At 67.5% G+C, this 26,358-nt stretch carries 26 protein-coding genes; 13 read left to right on the forward strand and 13 right to left on the reverse strand.

Going from position 1 to position 26,358, the window contains the following annotated elements; all coding sequences use genetic code 11:
• From MXB90_RS02350 to MXB90_RS02360, 3 genes are all read left to right on the forward strand, one after another.
• Positions 1–524, forward strand: a 524-nt coding sequence (locus MXB90_RS02350; protein WP_250040593.1) for an IclR family transcriptional regulator, incomplete at its 5' end; no start/stop codon positions are given.
• 805 nt (positions 525–1,329) lie between these two features.
• Positions 1,330–2,469 carry a heme A synthase gene (gene ctaA / locus MXB90_RS02355; RefSeq protein ID WP_250040596.1) on the forward strand — a complete coding sequence of 380 codons (1,140 nt, stop codon included), beginning with the start codon at positions 1,330–1,332 and terminating at the stop codon, positions 2,467–2,469.
• The gene (locus tag MXB90_RS02360) at positions 2,469–3,941 is read left to right on the forward strand and encodes a carboxypeptidase M32 (RefSeq protein ID WP_250040600.1); all 1,473 of its coding nucleotides are present in this window, start codon (positions 2,469–2,471) and stop codon (positions 3,939–3,941) included. Before ctaA ends, MXB90_RS02360 begins: the two co-directional genes overlap by 1 nt.
• A 105-nt stretch (positions 3,942–4,046) precedes the next feature.
• Here the strand turns inward: MXB90_RS02360 and MXB90_RS02365 are convergent, their stop codons facing one another.
• The 11 genes from MXB90_RS02365 to MXB90_RS02415 all read right to left on the reverse strand — a co-directional run bounded on the left by MXB90_RS02365 (position 4,047) and on the right by MXB90_RS02415 (position 13,603).
• Positions 4,047–5,435: a cytochrome P450 gene (locus tag MXB90_RS02365; RefSeq protein WP_250040603.1), complete on the reverse strand. Its 1,389-nt coding sequence runs from the start codon at positions 5,433–5,435 to the stop codon at positions 4,047–4,049.
• Positions 5,432–6,721, reverse strand: coding sequence for an alpha/beta hydrolase family protein (locus MXB90_RS02370; protein WP_250040605.1), 1,290 nt, complete (start codon positions 6,719–6,721; stop codon positions 5,432–5,434). The genes MXB90_RS02365 and MXB90_RS02370 overlap by 4 nt, the downstream gene beginning before the upstream one ends.
• Positions 6,722–6,781: 60 nt before the next feature.
• Positions 6,782–7,474: a M48 family metallopeptidase gene (locus tag MXB90_RS02375; protein WP_250040607.1), complete on the reverse strand. Its 693-nt coding sequence runs from the start codon at positions 7,472–7,474 to the stop codon at positions 6,782–6,784.
• Between the two features lie 31 nt (positions 7,475–7,505).
• Positions 7,506–8,138 carry a DedA family protein gene (locus MXB90_RS02380; RefSeq protein ID WP_250040609.1) on the reverse strand — a complete coding sequence of 211 codons (633 nt, stop codon included), beginning with the start codon at positions 8,136–8,138 and terminating at the stop codon, positions 7,506–7,508.
• Positions 8,135–8,479: a hypothetical protein gene (locus MXB90_RS02385; protein ID WP_250040612.1), complete on the reverse strand. Its 345-nt coding sequence runs from the start codon at positions 8,477–8,479 to the stop codon at positions 8,135–8,137. The genes MXB90_RS02380 and MXB90_RS02385 overlap by 4 nt, the downstream gene beginning before the upstream one ends.
• A complete protein-coding gene (locus tag MXB90_RS02390) occupies positions 8,476–9,657 on the reverse strand; it encodes a vWA domain-containing protein (protein WP_250040614.1) in 1,182 nt (393 codons plus the stop codon). Before MXB90_RS02390 ends, MXB90_RS02385 begins: the two co-directional genes overlap by 4 nt.
• Before the next feature lie 12 nt (positions 9,658–9,669).
• On the reverse strand, positions 9,670–9,834 hold the full coding sequence (locus MXB90_RS02395) for a hypothetical protein (protein ID WP_250040616.1): 165 nt from the start codon (positions 9,832–9,834) through the stop codon (positions 9,670–9,672).
• Positions 9,835–9,848: 14 nt separating this feature from the next.
• Complete coding sequence (locus MXB90_RS02400) at positions 9,849–11,201, reverse strand: DUF2927 domain-containing protein (protein WP_250041090.1); 1,353 nt, start codon at positions 11,199–11,201, stop codon at positions 9,849–9,851.
• A gap of 169 nt (positions 11,202–11,370) precedes the next feature.
• Positions 11,371–12,345: a methyltetrahydrofolate cobalamin methyltransferase gene (locus MXB90_RS02405; protein WP_250040618.1), complete on the reverse strand. Its 975-nt coding sequence runs from the start codon at positions 12,343–12,345 to the stop codon at positions 11,371–11,373.
• Positions 12,346–12,347: 2 nt separating this feature from the next.
• Positions 12,348–13,256, reverse strand: a complete 909-nt coding sequence (locus tag MXB90_RS02410) for a methylenetetrahydrofolate reductase (RefSeq protein WP_250040620.1) — start codon at positions 13,254–13,256, stop codon at positions 12,348–12,350.
• Positions 13,253–13,603 carry a virulence factor gene (locus MXB90_RS02415; protein WP_250040623.1) on the reverse strand — a complete coding sequence of 117 codons (351 nt, stop codon included), beginning with the start codon at positions 13,601–13,603 and terminating at the stop codon, positions 13,253–13,255. The genes MXB90_RS02410 and MXB90_RS02415 overlap by 4 nt, the downstream gene beginning before the upstream one ends.
• Positions 13,604–13,893: 290 nt before the next feature.
• Between MXB90_RS02415 and MXB90_RS02420 the strand changes: the two genes are divergently transcribed.
• Together MXB90_RS02420 and MXB90_RS02425 are read left to right on the forward strand one after the other, a co-directional pair.
• On the forward strand, positions 13,894–15,009 hold the full coding sequence (locus tag MXB90_RS02420) for a Ppx/GppA phosphatase family protein (RefSeq protein ID WP_250040626.1): 1,116 nt from the start codon (positions 13,894–13,896) through the stop codon (positions 15,007–15,009).
• Complete coding sequence (locus MXB90_RS02425) at positions 15,009–15,797, forward strand: RlmE family RNA methyltransferase (protein ID WP_250040628.1); 789 nt, start codon at positions 15,009–15,011, stop codon at positions 15,795–15,797. Before MXB90_RS02420 ends, MXB90_RS02425 begins: the two co-directional genes overlap by 1 nt.
• Before the next feature lie 154 nt (positions 15,798–15,951).
• On the opposite strand, the gene MXB90_RS02430 is transcribed toward MXB90_RS02425, so the two are convergent.
• On the reverse strand, positions 15,952–16,902 hold the full coding sequence (locus MXB90_RS02430) for a helix-turn-helix domain-containing protein (protein ID WP_250040630.1): 951 nt from the start codon (positions 16,900–16,902) through the stop codon (positions 15,952–15,954).
• Between the two features lie 104 nt (positions 16,903–17,006).
• Positions 17,007–17,885: a tRNA (adenosine(37)-N6)-dimethylallyltransferase MiaA gene (gene miaA / locus MXB90_RS02435; RefSeq protein ID WP_250040632.1), complete on the reverse strand. Its 879-nt coding sequence runs from the start codon at positions 17,883–17,885 to the stop codon at positions 17,007–17,009.
• An 85-nt stretch (positions 17,886–17,970) separates the two neighbouring features.
• On the opposite strand from miaA, the gene pyrH reads away from it, so the two are divergent.
• The 8 genes from pyrH to bamA all read left to right on the forward strand — a co-directional run bounded on the left by pyrH (position 17,971) and on the right by bamA (position 26,356).
• Complete coding sequence (gene pyrH / locus MXB90_RS02440; protein WP_250040635.1) at positions 17,971–18,702, forward strand: UMP kinase; 732 nt, start codon at positions 17,971–17,973, stop codon at positions 18,700–18,702.
• A gap of 187 nt (positions 18,703–18,889) precedes the next feature.
• Positions 18,890–19,453 (forward strand): ribosome recycling factor, encoded by a 564-nt coding sequence (frr, locus tag MXB90_RS02445; protein WP_250040638.1) that lies wholly within the window; start codon positions 18,890–18,892, stop codon positions 19,451–19,453.
• Between the two features lie 34 nt (positions 19,454–19,487).
• Positions 19,488–20,264 (forward strand): polyprenyl diphosphate synthase, encoded by a 777-nt coding sequence (gene uppS, locus MXB90_RS02450; protein WP_462982199.1) that lies wholly within the window; start codon positions 19,488–19,490, stop codon positions 20,262–20,264.
• The gene (locus MXB90_RS02455; RefSeq protein WP_250040649.1) at positions 20,261–21,058 is read left to right on the forward strand and encodes a phosphatidate cytidylyltransferase; all 798 of its coding nucleotides are present in this window, start codon (positions 20,261–20,263) and stop codon (positions 21,056–21,058) included. Before uppS ends, MXB90_RS02455 begins: the two co-directional genes overlap by 4 nt.
• A 3-nt stretch (positions 21,059–21,061) precedes the next feature.
• Positions 21,062–22,240 (forward strand): 1-deoxy-D-xylulose-5-phosphate reductoisomerase, encoded by a 1,179-nt coding sequence (gene dxr, locus MXB90_RS02460; protein ID WP_250040651.1) that lies wholly within the window; start codon positions 21,062–21,064, stop codon positions 22,238–22,240.
• Positions 22,241–22,243: 3 nt separating this feature from the next.
• Entirely contained in the window at positions 22,244–23,611 is a 1,368-nt protein-coding gene (gene rseP, locus MXB90_RS02465) for an RIP metalloprotease RseP (protein WP_250040653.1), read from the forward strand.
• 87 nt (positions 23,612–23,698) lie between these two features.
• Positions 23,699–23,863: a hypothetical protein gene (locus tag MXB90_RS02470; RefSeq protein ID WP_250040656.1), complete on the forward strand. Its 165-nt coding sequence runs from the start codon at positions 23,699–23,701 to the stop codon at positions 23,861–23,863.
• A 162-nt stretch (positions 23,864–24,025) separates the two neighbouring features.
• The gene (gene bamA / locus MXB90_RS02475; protein ID WP_250040658.1) at positions 24,026–26,356 is read left to right on the forward strand and encodes an outer membrane protein assembly factor BamA; all 2,331 of its coding nucleotides are present in this window, start codon (positions 24,026–24,028) and stop codon (positions 26,354–26,356) included.
• Positions 26,357–26,358: the final 2 nt, after the last annotated feature.

Consider the following 26,358-nt stretch of genomic DNA (forward strand, 5'->3'; position numbering starts at 1 on the left):
TCGACACCTATCGGCCGGCACTCATTGAGGTGACGGCGCATACGCAATTGTCTTCGTATCTGATGTTGCGCAGCGGGTTGGATACGATCTGCGTGGACCAGCAGGTCGGGGAAATTTTCGCGCAGCCCTACGTCAGCGGAATTGGTGGGCGCATTCCTCTTGGCGTGGGCGTCTCGGGCGTGGTTCTTCTGGCGATGATGGAAAATCGAAGCCGTGACCGCGCCTGCGATATGCTGACCGGGAAATGGGCCGAATGGGGTATAACGCGCGACAGTATCGAGGCCGAGATCGTGAACTTTCGCGCCACGGGATTCCTGTGTGGCATCCGGCGCAGCCACGGCATAGAAAGCCTGACGCTGACATTGCCCATACTCAACAACAAGTGGAGCGGGCTCGCCGGCGCCCTATCCGTTCTGGCGCCGCTCAACCTTCTGGACGACAAGGCGCAGGCCGAGACGCTTGAGATCATGAAGCAGGCGCTCGCTAACGCGCAGGCTGCAGACGAAAAAATGAAACGTATCTGACAGGTTCGGTGTCGAGCGTACGCATGAATTAAGTCTAAAGGTTTGTCGTGACGGCGTTAAGGTTCTTCTGTCCGACGCTGACCCTTTAGCGCTGATCTCTGCAGTTAGGTCGATGGTAGATCAATTGGCCCCCTGATCATTGGGACCGTGGTGCAGAGCACCCCGCTGGCTGTGATTTGGGCGGCTTTAGGCCGCTAGCTCGGCAAGCTACGTTTGCCGATGGTACTTAGGAGCAACGATGCGTCCAGTGTCGCTTTCCGTGTCAGTGTACTGGAGAAGGTTCGCTGCCAGACCCATCCCCTCCGCCAGAATCCCTCGCAAGAATCTGTTTATGCTCCGGAAGTAGGCCCTCCCTTTCACAAAACCATCATAGATACCAACATCATTTCGGTGGTAGTGTCCCCGTCTGACAGCGCTCAGACTGCTTCGTGTGTTTTTCTGGACACCGACTTCGGGATCGGCGTGGGCAGCTACGGTTGCCAGCAGCCCATCGGTCTCGGCTTCGGTCACATGTAGGACAACGGCGTCGTCCTGATCGGCTCGGTCGCACACGGCGCGCATGGCAAAACCGTAGCCCGGGCAAGCGTCTCCTAGACTCGGTAAATTGAGGGACACCGAGGTGGCGTCACAGCGCTGCCTAAGAGCAAACTGATTTCTGAATGGAGCTGCAAGGATACGGTAAAGCAATGCAACGGCGTTGTTAAATCAGTGGAGCTTGCGGCGCAGATCCTTCGCCCGCCGCGCGCCGTTCCCCTTGCCGCCCCGCCCGCCGCGCCCTAGTCTCCCGCCCAGCAAGGAGTCCGCCATGAGCCAGAAACGCAGCATCTTCGAGGACGTCGAAACCAGCGCCCGCACCGCCCCGCAAGGCGGCATGATCGACGCGCGCCCGCGGGGCGCTCGCCGGGCGATCCGGGCCTGGCTTATGGTGCTGTTCGCGCTGGTCGTGGTGATGATCGCCGTGGGCGGGGCCACGCGGCTGACCGATTCCGGCCTGTCGATCACCGAATGGCGCCCCGTCACCGGCGCGCTGCCCCCGCTGTCACAGGCCGACTGGCAGGTGGAATTCGACAAATACCGCCAGATCCCGCAGTATGAACTGGTCAACAAGGGCATGACGCTGGATGACTTCAAGTTCATCTACTGGTGGGAATGGGGCCACCGTCAGCTGGGCCGGCTGATCGGTCTGGTCTGGGCGGCGGGTTTTGTGGGCTTCTGGGCCAGCGGGCGGATACCGGCGGGCTGGCGCGGTCGGCTTCTGGGCCTTGGCGCGCTTGGCGGGCTGCAGGGCGCGATCGGCTGGTGGATGGTCTCCTCGGGGCTGGACGGGCAGATGACCTCGGTCGCCTCCTACCGGCTGGCCACGCATCTGGGCCTTGCCTTCGTGATCCTGGGGTTGATCGCCTGGTATGCCTTCCAACTGTCACGCCCCGAGGCCGATTTGCTGCAGGCCCGCCGCCTGGCGGAGCCGCGCCTGTTCCGCCTGTCGACCGGGCTGATGCATTTCGCCTTCCTGCAGATCCTGCTGGGCGCGCTGGTCGCGGGTATTGACGCGGGGCGCGACTATATCGGCTGGCCCACGATGGGCGGCGAATGGATCCCCGATGCGATCTGGGACGCGGAACTGGGCTGGCGCAATTTCTTTGAAAACCCCGCGCTGGTGCAGTTCATCCACCGCATGGCGGGCTATCTTCTGCTGATCTTCGGTGTCATCGCCTGGGCGCGCGGTCGCCGCTCGGCCCATGCCGCGACGCGGGTGGCGTTCGGCTGGATGGGGGCGATGCTGCTGGGCCAGGTGGTGCTGGGCATCGTTACGGTGATCCACGCCGCCCCCCTGGAACTGGGCCTGGCCCATCAGCTGGGGGCGGTGATCCTGTTCGTGCTGATCCTGCGGGCGCGCCATCTGGCACGCTATCCGATCGTGCAATCCATCCGGGGGAAAAACTGATGTCCGCCTATGATGATCTGATGGCCTTTCAGCGCGAAACCGAGGCGCTGTCGATGATCGCCGAGCGTCTGGGCTGGGATCAGGAAACCATGATGCCGCGGGGCGCTGCCGCCCAACGGGCCGAGGAAACGGCTGCGCTGGAATCGGTTCTGCACGCGCGGCGCACCGATCCGCGCATCGGGGACTGGCTGGCCCGGGCCGAGGCCCCTGATGCGGTCGGCGCCCGCGCGCTTGACCTGATCGGCCGGTCGTATAACCGCAACGCCCGCATTCCCGCCCGGCTGGCCGCGGAACTCGCGCGGCTGACCTCGCTGGCCCAAGGCATCTGGGCCGAGGCGCGCGCCGCCGAGAAACCGGCCGATTTCCTGCCCACCCTGGCTGATGTGGTGCGGCTGAAACGCGAAGAGGCGGCGGCGCTGTCGGACGGCGGCGATCCCTATGACGCGCTGCTGGATGATTACGAACCCGGCGCCACCGGGCAGGGCATCGCGGCCATGTTCGACCGGATGCGCCCGCGTCTGGTGGCGCTGCGCGCGGCCGTGCTGGGCGCCGATCGCCAGCCCCCCGCGCTGGACCACGTGTTTCCCGAAAACGCCCAGCTGCGTCTGGCGCGGATCTGCGCCACAGCCTTCGGCTATGACTGGACCCGCGGGCGGATGGATATTGCGGTCCATCCGTTCTCCTCGGGCGCGGGGCAGGATGTGCGCATCACCACCCGGATCAGCGAGACCGATCCCTTCAACTGTCTCTATTCGACGATCCATGAGGTGGGCCACGCCTGCTATGAACTGGGCATCGACCCCGACTACCATCTAACGCCGCTGGGGCGCGGGGTGTCGATGGGCGTGCATGAAAGCCAAAGCCGGATCTATGAAAACCAGCTGGGCCGGTCGGCCCCCTTCACCGGCTGGCTTTTTCAGCGCATGACCGAGGCCTTCGGCGATTTCGGCGTGGCCGATGCGGGGCAATTCCATGCGATCGTCAACCGCGTCACCCCGGGCTTCATCCGCACCGAGGCCGATGAGTTGCATTACAACCTGCATATCATGATGCGCTTCGATCTGGAACGCGACCTGATCAACGGCCGCCTCGACGTGGCCGACCTGGAAGAGGCCTGGAACAGCCGCTTCCAGACCGATTTCGGCGTCACCGTCACGCGCCCCTCACAGGGGTTCTTGCAAGATGTGCACTGGTCGGTGGGGCTGTTTGGCTATTTCCCCACCTATACGCTGGGCAACGTCTATGCCGGTTGCCTGAACAAGGCGATGCGCGCGGCGGTGCAGGATATCGACACGCGCCTGGCCCAGGGCGATGCGGCCCCCGCGACCGGCTGGCTGCGCGAAGCGCTGCAACGCCACGGTGGCCTGCGCCCGCCAGCCGAAACCATCACCCAGGCCTGCGGCTTTGCCCCCACCGAGGCCCCTTTGCTGGACTATCTCGAAGACAAGTTCCGCGCGATCTACGGGCTCTGACCGCGCGGGGGCTCTGCCCCCGTCCTGCGGACTCCCCCGAGGTATTTCGGGCAAGATGAAGCCGCATTGTTTCATCTTGCCGAAAATACCTCGGGGGTGAGGCCGTCAGGCCGAGGGGGCAGCGCCCCCTTGTCTCGGCTCCAGCCGCAGCCAGATCCCGGCCTTGGCGCGCACCGTCAGATGCGCGACCGGGATGGCAGGGCGTTCGGGCAGGGCCTGAAGGCGGAAGGCGCGCGCGATCATCGCCAGCAGCAGCGGGCCTTCGACCATCGCAAATCCTGCGCCGGGGCAGATGCGGGGGCCGGCCGAAAAGGGGATGAAGGCGCCGCGTGGGCAGCTGGTCGCGTCCTCCCAGCGGGCGGGGTCAAAGGCGTCGGGCGCGGGCCAGAGCCGTTCATGGCGGTGCAAATGCCAGGGGCTGATCACGATCTGGGCGCCGGGGGCGATGTCCCGGCCGCGGAATGTCTCGGGCCGGGTCGTTTCGCGCAGATACATCGGCACCGGCGGATAAAGCCGCAGCGTTTCGCGAAAGACCGCGCGCGCGATTGGCAGGCGGTTCAGATCGGCCAGGCTGGGGGCGGTGGTGTCGGGCAGGGTGGCGGCCTCGGCGGCGACGCGGTCCTGCCAGTCGGGGTAAAGGGCCAGCATGTAAAGCGCCCAGGCCAGGGCCGAGGCCGAGGTTTCGTGCCCCGCCAGAAAAAAGATCGCGACCTGATCCACCATCTCGGCGGTGTCGAAGGGGATGCCGGTTTCGGGGTCCGGCGTGGTCATGATCTTGGTCGCCAGGTCGTCGGGGGCGGTGCCTTGGGCGATGCTTGCGGCGCGTTCGGCGGTCAGGCGCGTCAGCAGCGCCCGGATGCGCGCCGCACTTTGGCGCGTGGCGCGGTTGTGCAGGCGCGGCATCCAGCGCGGCAGCGGCAGGAAGGCGGCCAGGTTGAGCATCGGCTGGGCGCGCTGATGGGCGCGGAATTCGTGAAAAACTGCGTTCGCCGTGCCATCGGTGATCGGGATCGAGAACAGCGTGCGAAAGATGACATCGGCCGCGACATGGGAGGTTTCGGTTTCGATCTCAACGGGTTGTGGGCCGGTCTTCGTGTGCAGGCGGGCAAGGCTGTCTTGGCCGGCAGCCCAGATCAGCGGTAGCGTGTCGCGCAGGCGGCCGCCCTCGAAGGCGGGGTCGATGATGCGTCTTTGCCGCGCCCAGGTGGCGCCATTGGTCACAAAGATCGACTGGCCCAGCAGCGGCGCCAGCCCTTCGCGCAGGCGGTTCGATTTCGGGAAATCGGGGGGGCGGCGTTTCAGCACCAGATCGACCAGATCGGGGTCGTTGCACAGGTAGGATCGGAAGAAGGGGGTGCGGAATTCCGCCATCCAGGCGCGATAAAGCCGCGCGGGCTGGGCCGAGAGGATATCGGCGCGAAACAGCCGCAGATAGCGCCAGAGGCTGACGCGGTCGGGCCGGGCGGGCGGTTTCGGGGGCAGCGGCGCGGTCATGCAGTGTCGCGGTAGCGGTTGACGGGGGTCTCGATCCGGCTGTGCGAGGGGGCGCGCCCGGCAAAGCGGGCGGCAAGCGTCGTCGGGCCGGCCGTGATGCGGAAATAATCATAGGCGCCCGGTGTGGCGGGCAGGTTGTCGAAGGCGCAGAGATATTGGAAATGCAGCCGGAAGAAGCGCCAGCGCAGCGCCTTCCAGCGCGCGGGCGACAGCGTCTGGCTGAAGGCGGCCGAGATCACCAGCGGCCAGCGCTTGTCCGCAGGCGCCACGCCCGTGACCGCGACCGGATCGCATAGCGCAAAGGCGCAGCCATCGCCCGGGGCGGTGACATCGATCCAGGTCAGCACGGGGCTGGCGGACAAAAGCCGCAGATCGGCGCGCAGCGCCTGTGCGCGGGGCAGGAAGCTGACCATCGGCACCACCTGGCCCAGCGACAGGAAGGACAGCACCGGCGGGGGCTCTGCCCCCGCGCCCCCGGGATATTTGGGCAAAGCCGAAGGGGGCAGCCGGTTTTCGCGGATCAGCCGGGCCAGCACCGAGACGGCCAGATGCGCGCCCGAGGAATGGCCGACGACCAGAACCTCATCCCAGGGGCCGTGCAATGCCGCGTCGATCTCGGTGGCGAACTGGTCAAGGCGCGCGTGCAGCGCGGGCGGGGTGGCGCCGCGATCGCGGGCGGTGAAGGCATAGTCATGCATCAGGTAATAGGCCATAAGCCGGCCATCGAGGCTGCGGAACCAGCGCAGCAGGGCCAGGGATATGGCCAGGGCCGTGGCCAGGCCGAGCGCCAGGCCTGCGGGGCCTGCGATGGGGCCAGCACCGGGCCAGAGGCGTATGACCAGCGCGCCCGCCGCAAGGCCCGCCGTCAGTGCGAGCCCCGCCTGGGCCAGCAGCATCGCAACAGGGTAGAGCGCCGCGATCACCGGCCCCTTGCGCAGCCGCATCAGCCGCATCAACGCGCCCGAGGTCGCATAGATCCATGCGGTGCGGATCAGTTGGCCATAGGTCGCCGCGATCGATTGGCCCATGCTGGCGCGCACGATATCGGACCAGGGCAGGACGGTGATTTCGGCTTCGGTGCTCTGCCCGTCCTGGCTGGACCACACGCGCCAGCCAAATCCCGGCGCGGTGCCGGGGCCCAGGGTCAGATCATAGCCCGACAGGGCCGCCTGCGCCGCCCCCTCGCGGCGGTAAAGTTCGCGGTAGCGGCGGGGGGGAATCGGGTCATAGCCGGGGATGTAGAACACCCGGCGGCGGTTCACCCTGCGCGTCACATCTGCGGCCATCGTACCTCACACCGGGGCGAGGCTAACGGCAAAGCGGGGCAAAGGGTAGGGGGTGTGGCATCAGGCGCGGTTCAGGCCCCAGCGCGTCTCATTCGCCTCGATCGCGGCGATGCGTTCGGCCGATTTCGGATGCGTCAGAAGCCAGGCCGGGATGCCTTCGCCCGCGTTGCGCGTCAGCGCGTCAAGCTTGGCGAACAGCGATTTCTGCGGCCCGGTGCCGATGCCTGCCTTGACCAGCAGCGCCGAGGCATATTCGTCAGCCTCGAATTCGTCGCGCCGCGAAAGGCGCGCGGCCAGCGCGGTGGTCAGCAGATTGGCGATCCAGATGCCGATGAAGGGCAGGAACCGGCCCAGCAGCGTCATCAGCAGCACCCGCAGCGCGTTCTGGCCGGTGAAATCGATCATCCGCCGCCGCGCATGGCCCAACGCGACATGCCCCAGTTCATGGGCCACGACGGCGGCCAGTTCCTCGGGCAGGATCTGGCCTGCGCGGTATTTCTGCACGAAGCCGCGGGTCAGGAACACGCGCCCATCGGGGGCGGCCAGGCCGTTGACCGGATCGACATCGAAGATGAAGACCGGCACCCGCGGCAGGCCCAGCGCCAGTGCAAGGCGTGCCAGCACCGGGCGCAGGCCGGGATCGTCCAGCGGGCGGGATTGGGCATCCAGCTGCCGGCCCAGTTGCCAGGCCGAGAATTTCCACAGCGCAAGGCCGTAGAGGATCAGAAGCAGCAGGGGCAGGAACTTTATCATGGCGTTGATGTGGGGCGGATCGGGGGCCAGGTCAATGGTGGGCGCGGGGCCTTGCGCGCGCGCCGCTGCGCGCGGCACGCCGCAGGCGCGCGCCCAGATAGGCGGCCACGGCCGCCGCGCTCAGGACGCCGATCGCATCGCCCGCCAGCGCGGTCGCGGCCTGCATATTGGCGCCGAAGGCAAGCCCCAGGCCCACATAAAGGCCGACCCAGACCGCCTCACCTGCCGCGGCGGCCAGGCCAAAGCGGGGCGCGTCATAGCCCGCGGCGCCCGCCGCCAGGTTCACCCAGGGGCCCAGCGGCGAAAACAGCCAGCGCGTCAGGAACACCGTTGCGGTGCCGCGTGCCTTCAGCCGGGCAGCCGCCTCGCGCATCAGGCGGCCCTTGCGGCTGGTGGGGGCGGGCAGCCAGCGCCCGGCGCGCCGGCCCAGCCGATAGCCCAGCTGATCGCCCGCGATCGCCCCGCCCCAGGCCGCGCCCGCAACCGTGCCCAGCGCCAGATCGCCCGCGCCGACAAAGGCGCCCGCCGCGATCATCAGGACCGAGGCCGGAACCGGCAGCGCCAGGCACGACAGGAAGGTTGTCAGCCCCACCAGCCAGGGGCCCCACTGCGGCAAAAGCGCAAGCGCGGTTTCGGTCAGGCCGCTGGTCAGGCCCGCGATCATGGCGCCTTGACCAGATCGGGCAGGGCGGCGGCCAGATCGGCCAGCAGCCGGTCTTCGGGAATGGCGCGGGCGCGGGCCAGCTCGGCCAGCGTCAGGCCGCGCGCGCTGCCCGGTTCAAGCCCCAGATGCGCCGCCAGTTCGGCCGGGTCCAGCTGCCAGCTGCGCGCCAGATAGCCCATCGTCATCCAGCCCTCGGGCGGGATGCGGCGATGCGCGGGATCGGACCAGTAGAAGGCCGCCACCGTCAGCCGCACCGCAAAGACCACCACCAGCGCCAGCGCCAGACCAAAGCCCAGGATCGCCAGCCGGTGGCGCCGCCACAGCTGTGCGCCACGCCTCATCCCAGGGCCTTCATCGCGCCGGTGATGCCCTGCAGCGTCAGCGGAAACATCCGGTCATCAAACAGCTGGCGGATGATCGCGGTGGATTGCGCATGGCCCCAACCGCGTTCGGGCACCGGGTTCAGCCAGACATTGTCGGGCCATTGTTCGCGCGCCCGCGTCAGCCACAGCGCGCCCGGTTCCTCGTTCCAGTGTTCATTGGCGCCGCCCGCATGGGTTACCTCATAAGGCGACATGGCAGCATCGCCCACGAAGATGCATTTGTAATCGGGGCCATAGCGGTTCAGCACCTCCCAGGTCGGGATCTGTTCGTCCCAGCGGCGGCGGTTGTCGCGCCAGACGGCCTCATAAAGGCAGTTGTGGAAGTAGTAGTGTTCCAGATGCTTGAATTCGGCCTTGGCGGCGGAAAACAATTCCTCGACCAGCCGGATGTGGCTGTCCATCGACCCGCCGACATCCAGAAACAGCACGACCTTGACGGCATTGTGCCGTTCGGGCCGGGTTTTCACGTCGATAAAGCCCGCATCGGCGCTGGCGCGGATCGTGGCGGGCAGGTCCAGTTCCTCTTGCGCGCCGTGCCGCGCCCATTGGCGCAGCCGCTTCAGCGCGACCTTGATGTTGCGCGTGCCCAGTTCCACGCTGTCGTCGAAATCGCGGAATTCGCGCTTGTCCCAGACCTTGACGGCGCGTTGGTGGCGGCTTTCGGCCTGACCGATGCGCACGCCTTCGGGGTTGTAGCCATAGGCCCCGAAGGGCGAGGTGCCGGCGGTGCCCACCCATTTGTTGCCGCCCTGATGGCGGCCCTTTTGTTCTTCCAGCCGCTGGCGCAGGGTTTCCATCAGCTTGTCAAAGCCGCCCAGCGCCTCGATCTGGGCCTTTTCGGCCTCACTCAGGTGCTTTTCGGCCAGCTTGCGCAGCCAGTCCTCGGGCAGGTCCAGCGCGTCAAGAACGGCCTCGGGGGGGATGGATTCCAATCCGCGGAAGGATTCGGCAAAGGCGCGGTCAAAGCGGTCCAGGTGGCGTTCGTCCTTAACCATCGTGGCGCGGGCGAAATAATAAAACCCGTCCAGATCGTAGGTGCACAGCCCCGCCGCCAGACCTTCCAGAAAGCCAAGGTATTCCCGCAGGCTGACCGGGACGCCGCCGCGGCGCAGGGTGTCGAAGAAGGGCAGGAACATCGCCGCCGCCCCCTACCAGGCGCGGTCGATCATCAGCGTCACGAACAGGCCCGCAAGGCCGAAGGCAATTGCGTGAACGGCGGCATATTGCGCGCGGTCAAAGCCGTTGCCGCCGCGCTTGACCGCGCGGCGATAGCCGATGATGGCGCCCACAAGTGCTGCGATGGTGTAAATCATGCCTGCCCCTTTTGTTAACCCGGCCGGACAGGTCCGCGCGGCCCGGTCCCGGCGCCAAAGCCATAGCGCGCCAGACTGGCCGAGTCGAGCCGCGCCTGACGCGCGGCCTCGGGCGCGCCCAGCCGGTCATGCGCGGTCGCGCGGATCAGATGCAGCGATGCCATCAGCGCCGCGTTCCGCGCGGCCGCAGCGCCCGGCAGGGCCCGATCGGCCAGCCGCAGCGCCGCGCCCGCATCGCCCGCGCGCAGGGCCAGGGCGGCCAGTTGCAGATCGACATGCGCCAGCGCCGCCTGCCCGCCGGGCAGGGCGGCATAGATCCGGCCCGCGGTGACAAAGGCCGCGACGGCGGCGGCGGGGTCACTCTCGGCCAGAAGCCTTCCATGGGCGAAATGCGCAAAGCCTGCGCGCCCGTCGGCCCAGCCCTGCGCCTGTGCCATCGCCACGGCGCGGCGCGCGGCGGCCAGCCTTGCGCCCGTGGCCGCGCGGGGGCTGTTGCCCATTGCCTGGGCGATCGCCTGGGAAAATTCGGGCGGCGTGCCGGGGCGGGCGGCGGCGCGCACCGTCCCCACCGTGCCGCCGCGCGGGTTGATCCGGGCCAGAATGGCGGGCAGGCGCGCCGCCACCGCATCCGCGCCCATCCCCGAGGCCAGTTCGGGCGCGTGGGTGATGCGCAGGATCGCCATGTCAAAGGCGCTGAGAACCCCGGTGAAATTGTCGTCGTTGAAGACCGACCCGGGCAGGTGGAACAGATCGTTCAGCGGGCCCAGCGCCTGGCCGATCTCTTCATGCAGGCAGTCGCGGATTTCCTGCGGCGGGGCATCGGCGGGAATGAACACCGAGGCGCTGCGCCGGACCTGCAGCGCGGTCCAGTCGGTGCGCGGGCTGCCCCGGTGGCGGGTGTAATCGGCCCAGCCGGTGACACCGGGCACCACGAAGCAGGCGGCATTGGGCACCAGCGCCTGCATCCGCGCCTTGGGCAGGAAATCCACGGTGATGCGGTTGGTGGCACTGGCGGTGACGGCGATGTCCAGCCCGGCCTCGGCGCGCAGGCGCGCGATCAGGCGCGACAGCTCGGCCGGGGCGCCGGGGGGCACGGCGCCGGTCAGGACGACGCCCACCGGCCCCTCAAACCGGGTGAGGCGCGGCAGCGGGCGGCCGGTTTCCAGAAAGAAGGTCAGTTCCATGAAATCCGCGGCCAGCTGGCGGTTTGACGCCAGCGTGCCGCCCCGCGCCGCATCTGCCTGCGGGACAAGACCCATCCCCGGCGCGGGAATTTCGTCCGCGGGGCTTTCGGCGCGCGTTATCGCAGGCCCGGGCCCCGGGGCGCAGGCCGCAAGCGCCAGCATGGCTGCGGCCAGAACGCCCACCAATGGCCCAGATCCGTGCCGTCCGTGCGCACGGGCCCGGCGCAGGGCGTGCAAGCAGGTCATGACGGGTGGCGGCAGGGGCATTGGCAATCCAGGGCGGCGGGCAGGGGGGCTAACCCCAGCCTAGACCGCCCCGCGCCTGCGTGCCAGCGCCAAGCGCGCCAGCCCCTTAGCCGCGCGCGCGCCGCCGCCCCGCGCGCCCCGCCCCCGCAGCGGCGGCAGCGGCCTCGGCAAAGTCCGCGCCTTGCTTCATCGCCTCCAGGATGCGGGCGAAGCGGATCCAGTCGCCGCCATTGGGATCATGATCCATCAGCAGATTTGCGGCGCGGATCGCCGCCATCTCGGGCGCGCGCACCGGGTTCATGATGGCACTTGTCATGCCCGCCCCGATCGCCATCGGCAGGAAGGCCGCGTTGACCCCATGCCGATGCGGCAAGCCGAAGCTGATGTTCGACGCACCGCAGGTCGTGTTCACCCCCAGTTCCGCCCGCAGCCGCCCGATCAGCGTGAACACCTGCCGACCCGCGCTGGCCATCGCACCCACCGGCATCACCAGCGGATCCACCACGATGTCATGCGCGGGGATGCCGTAATCGGCGGCGCGCTGCACGATCTTTTTCGCCACGGCAAAGCGCACATCGGGGTCTTCGGAAATCCCGCTGTCATCGTTGGAAATGGCCACCACCGGCACGTTGTATTTGCGCACCAGCGGCAGGACCAGTTCCAGCCGCTCTTCCTCGCCGGTGACGGAATTCAGCAAGGGCCGGCCCTCGCAGGTTTCCAGGCCCACCTTCAGCGCCTCAGGGACGGAACTGTCGATGCACAAGGGCACATCGACCAGCGCCTGCACGCGCGCACACAGATCGCGCATCAGTGGTGGTTCGACAAAGTTGTTGTCGGCATAGCGCGGGTCCTGGGCCATCCTGTTCGAAAAGACCGCCCCCGAATTCACATCCAGCACCATCGCCCCGCAGGCCACCTGTTCCAGCGCATCGCGTTCTACGGTGCTGAAATCGCCCGCCTCCAGCTCGGCGGCCAGCTTCTTGCGGCCCGTGGGGTTGATGCGTTCGCCGATCACGCAAAACGGCTCCTCAAATCCGATCACCACGGTTTTCGTTTTTGATTCCAGAACGGTGCGGGTCATGATCAGCCTTTCGTGTGATCCGCCAACCAGGCGGCCGTGGGCGCGATCCCCCCAAGGGGGAACAGATGGACCGAGCCGATGCCGAAGGCGGGGGTGGCGGCCTTGTGCGCGGCCAGGGTGGTCAGAAAGGCGGTCGGCTCAAAGGGCAGCACCAGCCGCGTCACATCGCGCGCGCGGCGTTGCAGAACGCGGATGCTGGGCCCCACGCCACAGGCCACGGCGAATTTCACCAGCGTCTGCAGCCGCGCGGGCCCCGCCACGCCGATATGGATCGGCAGGTCGATGCCATCGGCCGCCAGCCGATCCGCCCAGGCAATCACCGGGGCGGGGTCAAAGCAGAACTGGGTGATAATCGCCATGCGCGCATCGCTGCGCGCGGCAAAGGCCTGTTTCAGGCGCAGCGCCTCCATCACCATCCGGTCCGAGCCATCGGGGTCGATGTCGCGGTTGCCCTCGGGGTGGCCGGCCACATGCAGCCGGGCAAAGCCGTCAAACAGGCCCGTGTCCAGCAGCTGCATGGCATTGTCGAAATCCCCCACCGGCTGCGCCCGCCCGCCGCCCAGCACCAGCGCCCCGGACACGCCCGCCTCGGTCCGGTAGCGCGCGATCCAGTCGGCCAGTGTCGCCCGGTCGCGGATCAGGCGCGCGGGCAGATGGGGCATCGGCGCAAAGCCTTCGTCGCGCAGCCGCCGCGCGGTGGCGACCATGTCCTGGATCGGGGTGCCGTCGATATGGGCGATATAGACCCGCGCGCCGGCTGGCAGAAGCGGGCGGAAATCCGCGATCCCGGCCGCGGTGCGCGGGGTCACCTCGATCGAGGCGCCGCGCAGGAAGTCCGCCAGGATATCGGGCAGGATATCGGGCACCGCTCCCTCTGACACGGCCGCGCGGCGAAAGTTCAGCAGTGTCATAAGGTGTCCCCCGTATCGGCGCCGCGCAGGTCCCAGCCATCCTGCGCAATCAGCCGCGCCAGCCGCGCCGCGTCGTATTCGGCAACAATCTGCGCCACCTCGGCCGCCGCCGCCGCCGCATCCCCACCGGGCCGGGTGCCCGCGGGCCGCTTGCGCCACTGGGCCAGATAGGCATCGGCGTCGCGCGCCCCCACCTTCATCGCGCAGCGGTCGATCGCTTGTTCGAACCGTTCGGGCAGCGCGATCTTGACCGCGCCCCGCCCCTGGCCCGCGATGACCTGGGCGGGAATGTCGCGCCAGCAGACAATGGTAATTCTGGTGGTAATCCTGGTGGTGCTTTCGGCCATGGTGATTCCCCTCTCCCCACAGATACGCCCGCAAGCGACAGGTCCGATGACGGTTTTCGACATGTTGCGCGGGCTTGGCGACCTTTGGCGCGGACCTGCTTTCGGCTTTGCGAAAATATCTCGGGGGGTGAGCGGCCCCGCCGCGAGGGGGGCAGCGCCCCCCGCCGCCGCCCGCCATGATCGCGCCCGCCGATTTCCCGCCAAGCCCCTCGCATCCCGCCCGCCCGCTCTTGCATCGGCGGGGCGCTGCCACTACCTTGGGGACAACTTGAAATCGGAGGGCGTGCAAGATGGCGCCCAGGCGTCCCCGGTCCGCGGGCGCGTTCCCGAAACCGGTAGAGCGTCCCGCGACCCAACCCGCCGAGTCGGGCGAGCTTTATGCTGCGCTTGATCTTGGCACCAACAGTTGCCGCATGCTGATCGCCCGTCCGAAGGGCAATCAGTTCCATGTGGTCGACAGCTTTTCCAAGGCTGTCCAGCTGGGCCAGGGGCTTGAAGCCTCGGGGCGGCTGTCGCGTGCCTCGATGGCGCGCACGGTGCAGGCGCTGCAGATCTGCCGGCGCAAGATCGAATCCCACGGCGTCAAGCGCATGCGCCTGGTCGCGACCGAGGCCTGCCGCCGCGCCAGCAACGCGCGCGATTTCCTGCGCTTCGTGCGCCGCGAAACCGGCTTGCCGTTAGAAATCATCAAACCCGAGGAAGAGGCGCGGCTGGCCGTGATCTCTTGCGCCTCGCTGGTCAATCCGCGCACCGAACAGCTGCTGGTCGTCGATATCGGCGGCGGGTCGACCGAACTGGTCTGGATCGACCTGTCCGATGTGCCCGCCCCCGAACGCGCCCGCGCGATCATGCGGCTGTCCTCGGGGCTGGATGCCGCGCGCGAAGATCCCGGCTCGGCCCGGGTGGTCGACTGGATTTCGGTGCCGCTGGGGGTGGCCACGCTCAAGGACCAGTTCGCCGATGTCGAGGATGACGCGGCACGCTTCGCGTTGATGAGCTGGTTTTTTGAAGAAAAACTGGCCGATTTCTCGCCCTACAGCGCCGGATCGCCGCGCGAGGGGTTCCAGATCATCGGCACCTCGGGCACGGTCACCACGGTGGCGGCCTGCCACCTGGGCCTGCGTCGCTATGACCGCAACCGCGTCGACGGGCTGCGCATGTCCAGCCTGCAGATCGACGCGGTGATCCGCGATTTTCTGTCGCTGGGCCCTGAAGGCCGGCGCACCGACCCGCGCATCGGGCGCGATCGGCACACGCTTATCATGTCGGGCGCGGCGATCCTGCAGGCCTTGATGCGGGTCTGGCCCACCGACCGGCTGTCGGTCGCCGACCGCGGCCTGCGCGAGGGGCTTTTATATGCACTGATGGCCGCCGATGGCGTGCTGGAAGAACCGGGGACGATCTGATGACCAAGACACCGACGGGTAAAGGCGGGGCCGGCAAGGGCGGGACGGGCGCGCCCAAGAACACCTCGGGCAGGGGGCAGCGCGATCTGCGGGTGCGGGTCAAGACCGCCAAGGGGCGCAAGCTGTCCTCGACGCTGTGGCTGGAACGCCAGCTGAACGACCCCTATGTGCAGCGCGCCCGCAAAGAGGGATACCGCGGCCGCGCAGCCTACAAGATTCTGGAACTGGACGACAAATACCGCTTCCTGGTGCCCGGCGCGCGGGTCGTGGACCTGGGCTGCGCGCCCGGGGGCTGGTGCCAGGTGGCGGTCGCGCGGGTCAATGCGCTTGGCGAGAAATCGGGCAAGAAGGTGGGCACCGTGCTGGGCGTCGACCTGCAAGAGGTGGCCCCGATCGCGGGTGCCGAAATCCACCAGCTCGACTTCCTGGCTGATGGCGCGGATGAACAGGTCAAGCAATGGCTGGGCGGCAAGGCCGATGTGGTGATGTCGGACATGGCCGCAGCCTCGTCCGGCCATCAGGGCACGGATCACCTGCGCATCATCGCGCTGTGCGAAGCCGCCGCCGAATTCGCCTTTGACGTTCTGGAAGAAGGCGGAACCTTCGTGGCCAAGGTGCTGGCGGGTGGCGCCGAGAATGAGCTGCAGGCGATCCTGAAGAAGAACTTCACCAAGGTCGCCAATGTCAAACCCCCGGCCAGCCGGTCCGACAGTTCCGAGAAATTCGTGGTGGCCCAGGGCTTCCGCGGTCGTCGGCACGAAGCCGCGGGCGCAGAACCCGAGGCCTGATAGCGGCCGCGTCAGGCCGGGTCAGGGGGCGCTGCCCCCTCTTTGGCTGCGCCAAATTCACCCCCGAGGTATTTAGGGCAAGATGAATGGGCTTTCGGCTTTGTCGAAATATCCTCCGGGGGTCCGGGGGTGGAAAACCCCCGGGCGGCGCCGTTTAGCCCGCGCGGCGGAAGTCCGAAGGCGTTTTGCCGGTTTTCGCATGGAAGGCGCGGGTGAAATAGGCGGCGCTGGCAAATCCCAGGGTGCGCGCGATATCCTGCACCGGGGCGCGGGTTTCTGTCAGCAGGCGGCGCGCCTCATAAAGCCGGCGGTCCTGCAGCAGATCCGAGGCCGGCCGCCCGCAGGTTTCGCGGCAGACGCGCGACAGATGGGTGGGCGTCACGCCCAGTTCGGCGGCAAAATCCGCCACGCCAAGCCCGGACCGGAAATCGCGTTCCAGCAGGGCCGCATAGCGCGCCACCAGCCGACGGGCGGCATTGGGCCGGGGGGCAGGGGTTTCGGCTTGGGCCAGCGCCACCTGGCGTTCCAGCCAGACACCGAGCAGGCCCAGATGGTGGCGCGCGGCACGGTCCGCGCCGGGGCGGTGGCCATCCAGTTCACGCGTGATCGCATCGATGATCGCCGACAGCTCGGCCTGTGGCCCGGCCTCGCGGATGCGCAGGTGCTGGGCAGAGGGGGGCAGGATCATGTCGCTGCCCCGCCCGAAGAACACCGCCTGGCCATGTGTCTGCGTGCCCGGATCGAAGCCGTGCATCACCCCGGCGGGAATGAAGATCGCATTATGCGCCCCATAGCCGCGCGTGACACCGCCCAGCGTGATTCGGCCCTGGCCGCGGGTGAACCACAGAAGGCACGGCTCGGACAGGGCGCGCATCGCCTCGACCCGCCAGCGTCCGCCCTGGGCCAGCCGCGGGATCGCCACCACGCGCGGCTGCGAGGGGGGCTCGGGCAGAAGCAGCGTCGCGCGACGTTCGGCGGGCGTTGCGGCTCCTTGCGATCCGCCGGGGGCAATGCCGGGGCCGGTTTTGGGGCCGATTTCCGGTCCGCCCGCCTGCGCGGGGGGGGCGGATAGATGCGACAGCGGCGGAGCGGTGAACAGTTTCACGCAGGTAGCCCTTGCAAGCGGTGTTTTCCGCGCGAAGATTAGTCTCGAAGTCCTTTTATTCCAAAGGAAATCTTTGGCCTCGGCGGAAATGGGCCGGCGCGCGGTCAGGGCCGCAGGATCTTGTGCCAGGCGCCCATTCGGCTACGAAACCATGTGCGCTGACGCTTGGCGTATTGGCGCGATGCGGCCTGGGCTGCGAACCGCGCTGCCTCCGGCGACAGCGCGCCATGCAGATGCGCGACCAGTTCGGGCGCCCCGATCGCCTTGGCCCAGGGTGCTGCGGGATCCCACAGGGGCAGCATCGCGCGGACCTCCTCCAGCGCGCCTTCCGCCAGCATGCGGTCGAAGCGGCGGTCGATGCGATCGGCCAGCCAGTCGCGGTCGGCCTCGATCAGCAGCGCGGCGCAGGCCGTCAGGGGCAGCAGGGGCGGCGGGGTCTGCGCCTGCCAACTGGCCAGGCCCTGTCCGGTGGCGGCCAGCACCTCCCAGGCGCGCTGGATGCGGGCGGGGTTCAGCGGATCGATCCGGGTGCGCGTCGCGGGGTCCAGTTCCGCCAACAGTGCCGCGGGGCCTTCGGCAGCCATCCGCCGGTCGGCCAGCGTGCGCAGATCCGCTGGGATGGCGGGGATATTTGCCAGACCTTCCGTCAGCGCCGACAGGTAAAGTCCCGTGCCCCCCACGATGATCGGCCGGATGCCGCCGGTCAAAAGCGCCGCCACCTCGCGCAGCCAGTGGCCCACCGAATAGGCCTGCCCGGGATGCACATGGCCATAAAGCGCATGCGGCGCCGCCGCCTCATCCGCGGCCGAGGGGCGCGCGGTCAAAACCCGCCAGCAGGACCAGACCTGCAGCGCATCGGCATTGATCACCACCCCCCCTTGCGCCCGCGCGATTGCCAGCGCCAGATCGGATTTGCCGCTGGCGGTGGGCCCGGCAATCAGCACCGGGCGGCCCGGGTCGATGTCTTCAAGGATGTCCGTCATCTCGCCCCTGCAAACGCGTGGTTGAACCCGCGCCCCATTTGCGACATTTTGCGCCCCGAAGACAACCACATGACATGAGGGCCAGATGCGCGCAGAAACCGATGGAAAAGTGAAATACAAACGGGTTCTGCTGAAAATCTCGGGCGAGGCCCTGATGGGCGATCAGGGCTTCGGGCTGCACCCGCCGACCGTGGCCCGCATCGCACAAGAGGTGAAATCGGTCCATGACATGGGGGTCGAGATCTGCATGGTGATCGGCGGCGGCAACATCTTCCGCGGCCTGTCCGGCGCCGCCCAGGGGATGGAACGCACCACCGCCGATTACATGGGGATGCTGGCCACCGTGATGAACGCGCTTGGCATGCAGGCCGCGCTGGAAGCGCTTGGCATCCATACCCGCGTGATCAGCGCGATCCCGATGGATCAGGTCTGTGAACCCTACATCCGCCGCCGCGCCGTGCGCCATCTGGAAAAGAAGCGCGTCTGCATCTTCGCGGCCGGCACCGGCAACCCCTATTTCACCACCGACACCGCCGCCACGCTGCGCGCCAATGAAATGGGCTGCGAGGCGATCTTCAAGGGCACCAAGGTGGACGGGGTCTATGACAAGGATCCCAAGAAACACGCCGATGCCAAACGCTATGACATCGTCAGCTATGATGAGGTGCTGCAAAAGCACCTGGGCGTGATGGATGCCTCGGCCATCGCGCTGGCGCGCGACAACAACCTGCCGATCATCGTCTTCAGCCTGGATGAGCCCGGCGGCTTCCGCGGCATCCTGGCGGGTGAAGGCACCTATACCCGCGTCCAGGGCTGACCGGGCGCGCCGCGTCCCGGCCCTGCGCGGGCGGGGCGGTCGGCATGAGTATTTTTGCCAAGAAGAAACCAACAGCTCTTCTTCTTGGCGGAAATACTCCGGGGGTCCGGGGGCAGCGCCCCCGTTTTCCCTACACATGGGCGCAAATCGCCGCTAAACACGTGGAAACGAACTACCGGGGGACCAGATGTCCGACGATCTCGAGATTGACACCGATGGCCTGCAGCGCCGGATGGAAGGCGCGATGACGGCGCTGAAACAGGAATTCGCCTCGCTGCGCACGGGGCGCGCCTCGGCTTCGATGGTCGAGCCGATCATGGTGGATGCCTATGGCTCGATGACGCCGATCAACCAGGTCGGGACCGTCAACGTGCCCGAGCCGCGGATGGTGACCATCAACGTCTGGGACAAGGGCCTGATCGGCAAGGTCGAAAAGGCGATCCGCGAATCCGGCCTGGGGATCAATCCGCAGACCAACGGCCCGATCATCATGCTGCCGATCCCCGAACTGAACGAGGAACGCCGGCGCGAGCTGACCAAGGTCGCCGCGCAATATGCCGAACATGCGCGCGTGGCGATCCGCAATGTGCGCCGCGACGGCATGGATCAGATCAAGAAGGCCAAGGGCAATGGCATGTCCGAGGACGACCAGAAGATGTGGTCCGACGAGGTGCAGGAGCTGACCGACAAGTTCATCGCCCAGGTCGACAAGGCGCTTGAGGGCAAGCAAGCCGAGATCATGCAGGTTTGACCTGCGTCCCAGCGCGAAAGGCGGGCCGATGGCCATGACCGACCCCATGTCCGATCCGGTCAATACCCCGGCGACCGCCTTTGATGCGGCGGCGGGCGGGGGTGTTGATCATGGGGTCGACCATGTCGCCATCATCATGGATGGCAATGGCCGCTGGGCCAAGAACCGCGGCTGGCCGCGGCTTGTCGGCCATCGCCGCGGCGCCGAGCGGGTCAAGCAGATCGTGCGAGCCTGCCCCGATCTGGGGGTGCGCTGGCTGACGGTCTATGCGTTTTCCACCGAGAACTGGAAGCGCTCGACCGAAGAGGTGCTGGGCCTGATGGGCATTTTCGCCCGTTACATCGAGCGCGAGGCTGACGGGCTGTCGGCCGAAGGCGTGCGGATGCGCTTCATCGGCGGGCGTGAGCGTCTGGACCCGCGGCTTCAAAAGCTGATGGCCGGGATCGAGGCGCGCACGGCGGTCAACAGCCGGCTGAACCTGACGGTGGCGATCAATTACGGTGGCCGGGATGAGCTGGCGCGCGCCGCGGCGCGGCTGGCGCGCGATCATGCCGCGGGGCTGATCGGCGCCGATCAGCTGGATGAGGCGGCGCTTGCCGCGCGTCTGGACACCGCCGGCATCCCCGATCCCGATCTGGTGATCCGCACCAGCGGTGAGACGCGGGTGTCGAATTTCCTGCCCTGGCAGGCCGCCTATGCGGAATATGAATTCACCCCCACGCTCTGGCCCGATTTCACGCCCGAGGAACTGGGCGCGATTCTGGCGCGCTTTTGCGGGCGCGATCGTCGCTTTGGCGGGGTCAAGGCATGAGCCGGGCCGCGGCGTCGGATCGCTGGAACGATCTGCCCAAGCGGCTGATCTCGGCGCTGGCGATGCTGGCGGTTGGGGGGGCTGCGATCTGGTGGGGCGGTCTGGTCTTTGCCGAGGTCGCGGTGTTGGTGACGGGGCTGATGATCTGGGAACTGGCGCGGATGACGGCGCCGGACCGGCCGGGCGATGCGCTTGGGCTGGGGCTGCTGGCGGGCACTGTGCTGGCGGTTGTGCTGTGGCTGCATTCGCCCTTTGCGCTGGCGCTGCTGATCGTGCCGCCGGTGCTGGGCCTTTTGCGCCCGCGCCGCGATGCGGCGGTTTTTCTGGTCTATGCGCTGGCGGTGATGCTGGCGGGTTATGGGCTGGTGGCCCTGCGGGCGGGTCATGGGCTGGGTGCGATCACCTGGATCGTTGCGGTGGTGGTCGTGTCGGACATCCTGGGGTATTTCGCCGGGCGTCTGCTGGCCGGGCCCAAGTTTTGGCCGCGCGTCAGCCCGAAAAAGACCTGGTCGGGGACGGTTGCGGGCTGGATCGGCGCGGCGCTGGTGGGGCTGGCCTTCGTGCAGGTCGGCGGCGGCTGGGGGCTGGTGTGGCTGTCGCCTTTCATCGCCTTTGCCGGCCAGATGGGCGATATTGCCGAAAGCGCGATCAAGCGGCGCGCAGGCGTCAAGGACAGTTCCAACCTGATCCCGGGACATGGCGGCGTGCTTGATCGGTTCGACGCGCTGCTGGGCGCGGTGCTGCTGGTGCTGCTGATCGCGCAGGTCATGCCGCTGCCGTTGACGGAAGGCTAGGCGATGCGGCGCGTTTCGGTCTTCGGGGCGACCGGGTCCATCGGGGAAAGCACCTTTGATCTGTTGATGCGGCAGGGCGGGCCGACGGCGTTCCGCACCGTCGCGCTGACCGGCGGGCGCAATGTGGCGCGGCTGGCCGAACAGGCGCGCGCGCTGCGCGCCGAGATTGCCGTTACCGCGCATGAAGATTGCCTGACCGACCTGCGCGCGGCGCTGGCCGGATCGGGGATCGCGGCGGCGGCGGGGGCGCAGGCGCTGATCGAGGCCGCCGACCGCCCCGCCGACTGGGTCATGAGTGCGATCGTCGGCGCCGCGGGCCTTGCGCCGGGGTTTCGCGCGCTGCGCCACGGCGGCACGCTGGCGCTGGCGAACAAGGAATCGCTGGTGACCGCAGGCCCCTTGCTGATGGCCGAGGCCGCGCGCCACGGCGCGCGCATCCTGCCCGTGGACAGCGAACATTCCGCCGTTTTCCAGGCGCTGGTCGGCGAGGATATGGCCGCGGTGGAACGCATCATCATCACCGCCTCGGGCGGGGCGTTCCGCGATTGGCCGCTGGAACGGCTGGCACATGCGACCGTGGCCGAGGCCTCCAGCCACCCGAACTGGGCGATGGGGCAGCGGATCACGATCGACAGCGCATCCATGTTCAACAAGGCGCTGGAAGTCATCGAAACGAAAGAGTTTTTCGGGATCGACCCGGACCGGATCGAGGTGCTGGTGCATCCCGAAAGCCTGGTCCATGCGCTGGTGGGGTTCCGCGATGGCGCGCTGATGGCGCATCTGGGCGCGCCCGACATGCGCCATGCGATCGGCTATGCGCTGAACTGGCCCGACCGGCGCGACCTGCCGGTGGCGCGGCTGGATCTGGCGGCGATCGGTGCGCTGACCTTCCGCGCCCCCGACCTGACCCGCTTTCCCGCCTTGCGGCTGGCGCGCGCGGTGATGGCCACGGGCGGCACCGCGGGCGCGGCCTTCAACGCCGCGAAAGAAGCCGCACTTGATGCCTTCATCGCCGGGCAGATCGGCTTTCTGGACATGGCGCGGGTGGTGGAAGCGGTGCTGGCGGAAATGTCATCGGCCGGGGGTCTTGGAAATGCCGCGATCAGCCTGGATAACGTGATGGCAACCGATGCCGAGGCCCGCGACCGGGTGCAGGCGCGGGTCAGGACGGGAAGGATCTAAGCGTTGGATTTCATGGGCCTGCTGCCGGATTTCGGCAATCTTCTGTATACGGTCGGCGCCTTCGTGCTGGCGTTGTCGGTGATCGTGGCGGTGCATGAATATGGCCATTACATCGTCGGTCGCTGGTCGGGTATCCGGGCCGAGGTGTTTTCGCTTGGCTTCGGGCCCCGGCTGGTCAGCCGGGTCGATCGGCGCGGCACGCGTTGGCAGATCGCGCTGATCCCGCTTGGCGGCTATGTGAAATTCCTGGGCGATGCCAATGCGGCCTCGGCGGGGGCGGATGATGCGGCGATGGCGGGGCTGTCGGCCGAGGATCGGCGCCACACCATGCACGGCGCGCCGCTCTGGGCGCGGGCGGCGACGGTGGCGGCGGGGCCGGTCTTCAATTTCATCCTGTCGATCCTGATCTTTGCGGGCATGATCTTCTGGTCGGGCCTGCCCACGGAACGCCCCGTGGTGGGCGCGGTGGTGGCGCTGCCGGGCGGCAGCCATGATCTGCGCGCGGGCGATGAGATTCGGGCCGTGGCCGATCTGCCGGTGGCCGATTTCGCCGCGCTTGGTACGGTGATCGCCGATCTGCCCCCGGGCGAGACGCTGCCCTGGCGGGTGGCCCGCGACGGGGTCGAGATCGATCTGACCGGCCCGCAGCTTTACCCCGCGCGGGTGGCGGGTGTTGCGGCGCAATCGGCGGCCCATGCGGCGGGTTTGCGCCCGGGCGATGTGATCGTGGCGGCCGATGGCGCGCCGATGCACCGCTTTGCCGATCTGCAGGCGGCGGTGCGCGCGGCCGAGGGCGCGGCGCTGACCCTTACGGTCTGGACGCCGGAGGGTGCGGCCGGTCCGGGGCAGGGCGCGACCACCCGCGATGTGGTGCTGACGCCCAAGGTCACCGATCTGCCGCTGCCCGGTGGCGGGTTCGAAACCGATTACAAGATCGGCGTGGTGGGCAGCTTTGTCTTTGAACCCCAGACCCGGCCCGCCTCGGTCACCGAGGCCTTTGGCGGCGCCGTGGCCGAAACCTGGGGGGTGATCGTGTCCTCGCTGTCGGGGCTGTGGCACATGATCACGGGCGCGATTTCGTCGTGCAACCTGCGCGGCGCGATCGGCATTGCCGAAACCTCGGCGGCGGCGGCGGAATCGGGGGCGGGCAACTTCATCTGGTTCATCGCGGTGCTGTCGGCGGCGATCGGGCTTTTGAACCTGTTTCCGATCCCGGTGCTGGATGGCGGGCATCTGCTGTTCCACGCCTGGGAGGCGGTGGCGGGCAAGCCGCCGTCGGACAAGGTGCTGAACGCGCTGACGGCGCTGGGGCTGGCACTGGTGCTGACGCTGATGGTCTTTGGCCTGTCGAACGACCTGTTCTGTCCCTGACGGCGGCGGGCCGCGCCCCCCATCCCCGGGCCGCATTTTCGCCACAAAGCGGGTGCAAATATCGGGCAGAACACGCGGAGGGGCCCGATGACGCAGATGATCGCTGACAGCTATCGCGGATTGTCCCGGGCCATCGGCCTTGCGCTTGAGGTGTTGTTGATGCCCGCCGCCATTGCCGTGGCGCTGATCGGCGCCGCGATGATCGGCCTGCAGCTGATCGACATGCTGGCCCCCACGCCGCACCGGCTCTGACCCCCGGCTTTTCGCATCCTGTCACAGGCGCTGCGTGCTGCGTGCAACGCGCCGGCACATAGATGCTGTGGCCGGTCATCGGCTTTTGACAAAATCGTGCTTTCCCGTTACTTCAATGGCATCAAGGCAGTCTGAACGAAACAGAGGGGCAGGGAGAGCGCGATGGGCAATCGGCAGATGGGGGCGCAGTTGGCCCGGGCCGTCCTTAGGGTGGTGTCAGTTTTTGCCGTTCTGGCAATCGTTTGGCTGCAGGGCACAGGCGTTGCGCAGGCGCAAAGCTATCGCTTCGACCAGGTCGTGATCGAGGGGAATGAGCGGATCGAACCCGCCACCATCCTCAACTATGCCGGAATCGGGCGCGGTCAGGTGATTTCGGCCGGTGTGCTGAACGATGCCTATCAGCGGCTGCAGGGTTCGGGCCTGTTCGAAGAGGTCGAGCTGATCCCCGCGGGCAACACGCTGCGCATCCGCGTGCAGGAATACCCCACGATCAACATCATCAACTTTGAAGGCAATGCCCGCCTGAAGGATGAGGTGCTGGCCGAACTGGTGCAATCGCAGCCCCGCCGCGTCTATTCGCCCGCCACCGCCGAAGCCGATGCCAACCGCATCGCCGAGGCCTATGCCGAATCCGGCCGTCTGGCCGCCCGCGTCACCCCCAAGGTGATCCGCCGCGACGGCAACCGCGTCGATCTGGCGTTTGAAATCCGCGAAGGCAGCGTGACCGAGGTGGAGCGCGTGTCCTTCACCGGCAACCGCGCCTTTTCCGATCGTCGCCTGCGTCAGGTGATCGAGACGAAACAGGCCGGCGTCTTCCGCCGCATCATCCAGAGCGATACCTATGTCGCGGGCCGGATCGATTTCGACCGCCAGCTGCTGACCGATTTCTACCGCTCGCGCGGGTATATCGATGCGCAGGTGACGGGCGTCGCCTCGGAAATGGCGCGCGAACGCGATGGGTTTTTCGTGACCTTCAACGTCCGCGAAGGCCAGCAGTTCCGCTTCAACAACGTCACCACCGTGTCCGAGGTGACCGGCGTCGATGTGGCCGATTTCGCGCCGCTGGCCAAGATCCGGTCCGGCACGGTCTATTCGCCCTCGGCGGTGGATCTGGCGATCACCCGGATGGAGGGGCTGGCGCTTCGCAAGGGGCTGAACTTTGTCCGGGTGGAACCGCGCATCACCCGCAACGACCGCAACCAGACGCTGGACCTTGAACTGGCGCTGACCCGCGGCCCGCGCGTCTTTGTCGAACGCATCGACATTGAGGGCAACACGACCACGCTGGACCGCGTGATCCGCCGCCAGTTCCGCACCGTTGAAGGCGACCCCTTCAACCCGCGCGAAATCCGCAACGCCTCGGAACGCATCCGCGCGCTTGGCTTTTTCAGCAATGCCGCCGTCGATGCGCGTCAGGGCAGCAGCGCCGAACAGGTCGTGGTCGATGTCAATGTCGAGGAACAGCCCACCGGGTCGCTGTCCTTCGGGGCCAGCTATGGCGTCAGCTCGGGCTTTGGGGTGAACGTGGCGGTGTCGGAAGCGAACTTCCTGGGCCGTGGCCAGTTCGTCAGCGTGCAGATCGGCACGACCAGCGACAACCAGCAATCGTCCTTTACCTTCGTCGAACCCTTCTTCCTGTCGCGCGACCTGCGCTTCCGGTTTAGTGGCTATTACAACACCTCGGAAAACGATAATTCCGATTATTCGACGCGGCTTGCGGGTATTTCGCCTTCAATCGACTTCCCGGTGTCGGAAAACGGTCGGCTGGAGCTGCGCTACAAGCTGTCCAAGGACAAGCTGTATAACGTGGCGGAAGGATCGTCCGAAGCGCTCAAGGCCGAGGAGGGCGATCTGTGGAGCTCGGCGCTTGGCTATACCTACAGCTATGACACGCGCACCTCGGGGCTGAACCCCAATGCAGGCGTCCTGCTGCGGTTTGGTCAGGACTATGTCGGCGCGGGCGGCGATGTCGAGGCGGTGGTCACCAGCGCGCTTGTGTCAGCGCAGACCAAGGTGTTGCAGGAAGAGGTGACGCTGCGCGCGGAACTGGAAGGCGGTGCGGTGCATTCGCTGGGCGACAGCAGCACCCGGGTGATCGACCGCTTCAGCGGCGCGCGCAAGATCCGCGGCTTTGAATACAACGGCCTTGGCCCGCGCGATCTGGGCGCCGTGAACGAGGATGCGCTGGGGGGCAACTATTTCGCCGTGGCGCGCTTTGAGGCGGAATTCCCGCTGGGCCTGCCCGAGGAATACGGCGTCGCGGGCGGCCTGTTCCTGGATGTCGGCTCGGTCTGGGGGCTGGACGATCTTACCAAGGCCAATGCGGCGGATCTGGGTGGCAGCGACGATCTTAGCTGGCGTTCGGTGATCGGCTTCTCGCTGTTCTGGGATACGGCGATCGGGCCGCTGCGCTTCAACTTCTCGAAGGCGCTGGTCAAGGAAGATTACGACCTTGAACAGAACTTCGACCTGACCATCTCGACCCGGTTCTGAGG

Source organism: Phaeovulum molybdatiresistens (genome assembly GCF_023544865.1).
GTDB lineage: Bacteria > Pseudomonadota > Alphaproteobacteria > Rhodobacterales > Rhodobacteraceae > Pontitalea.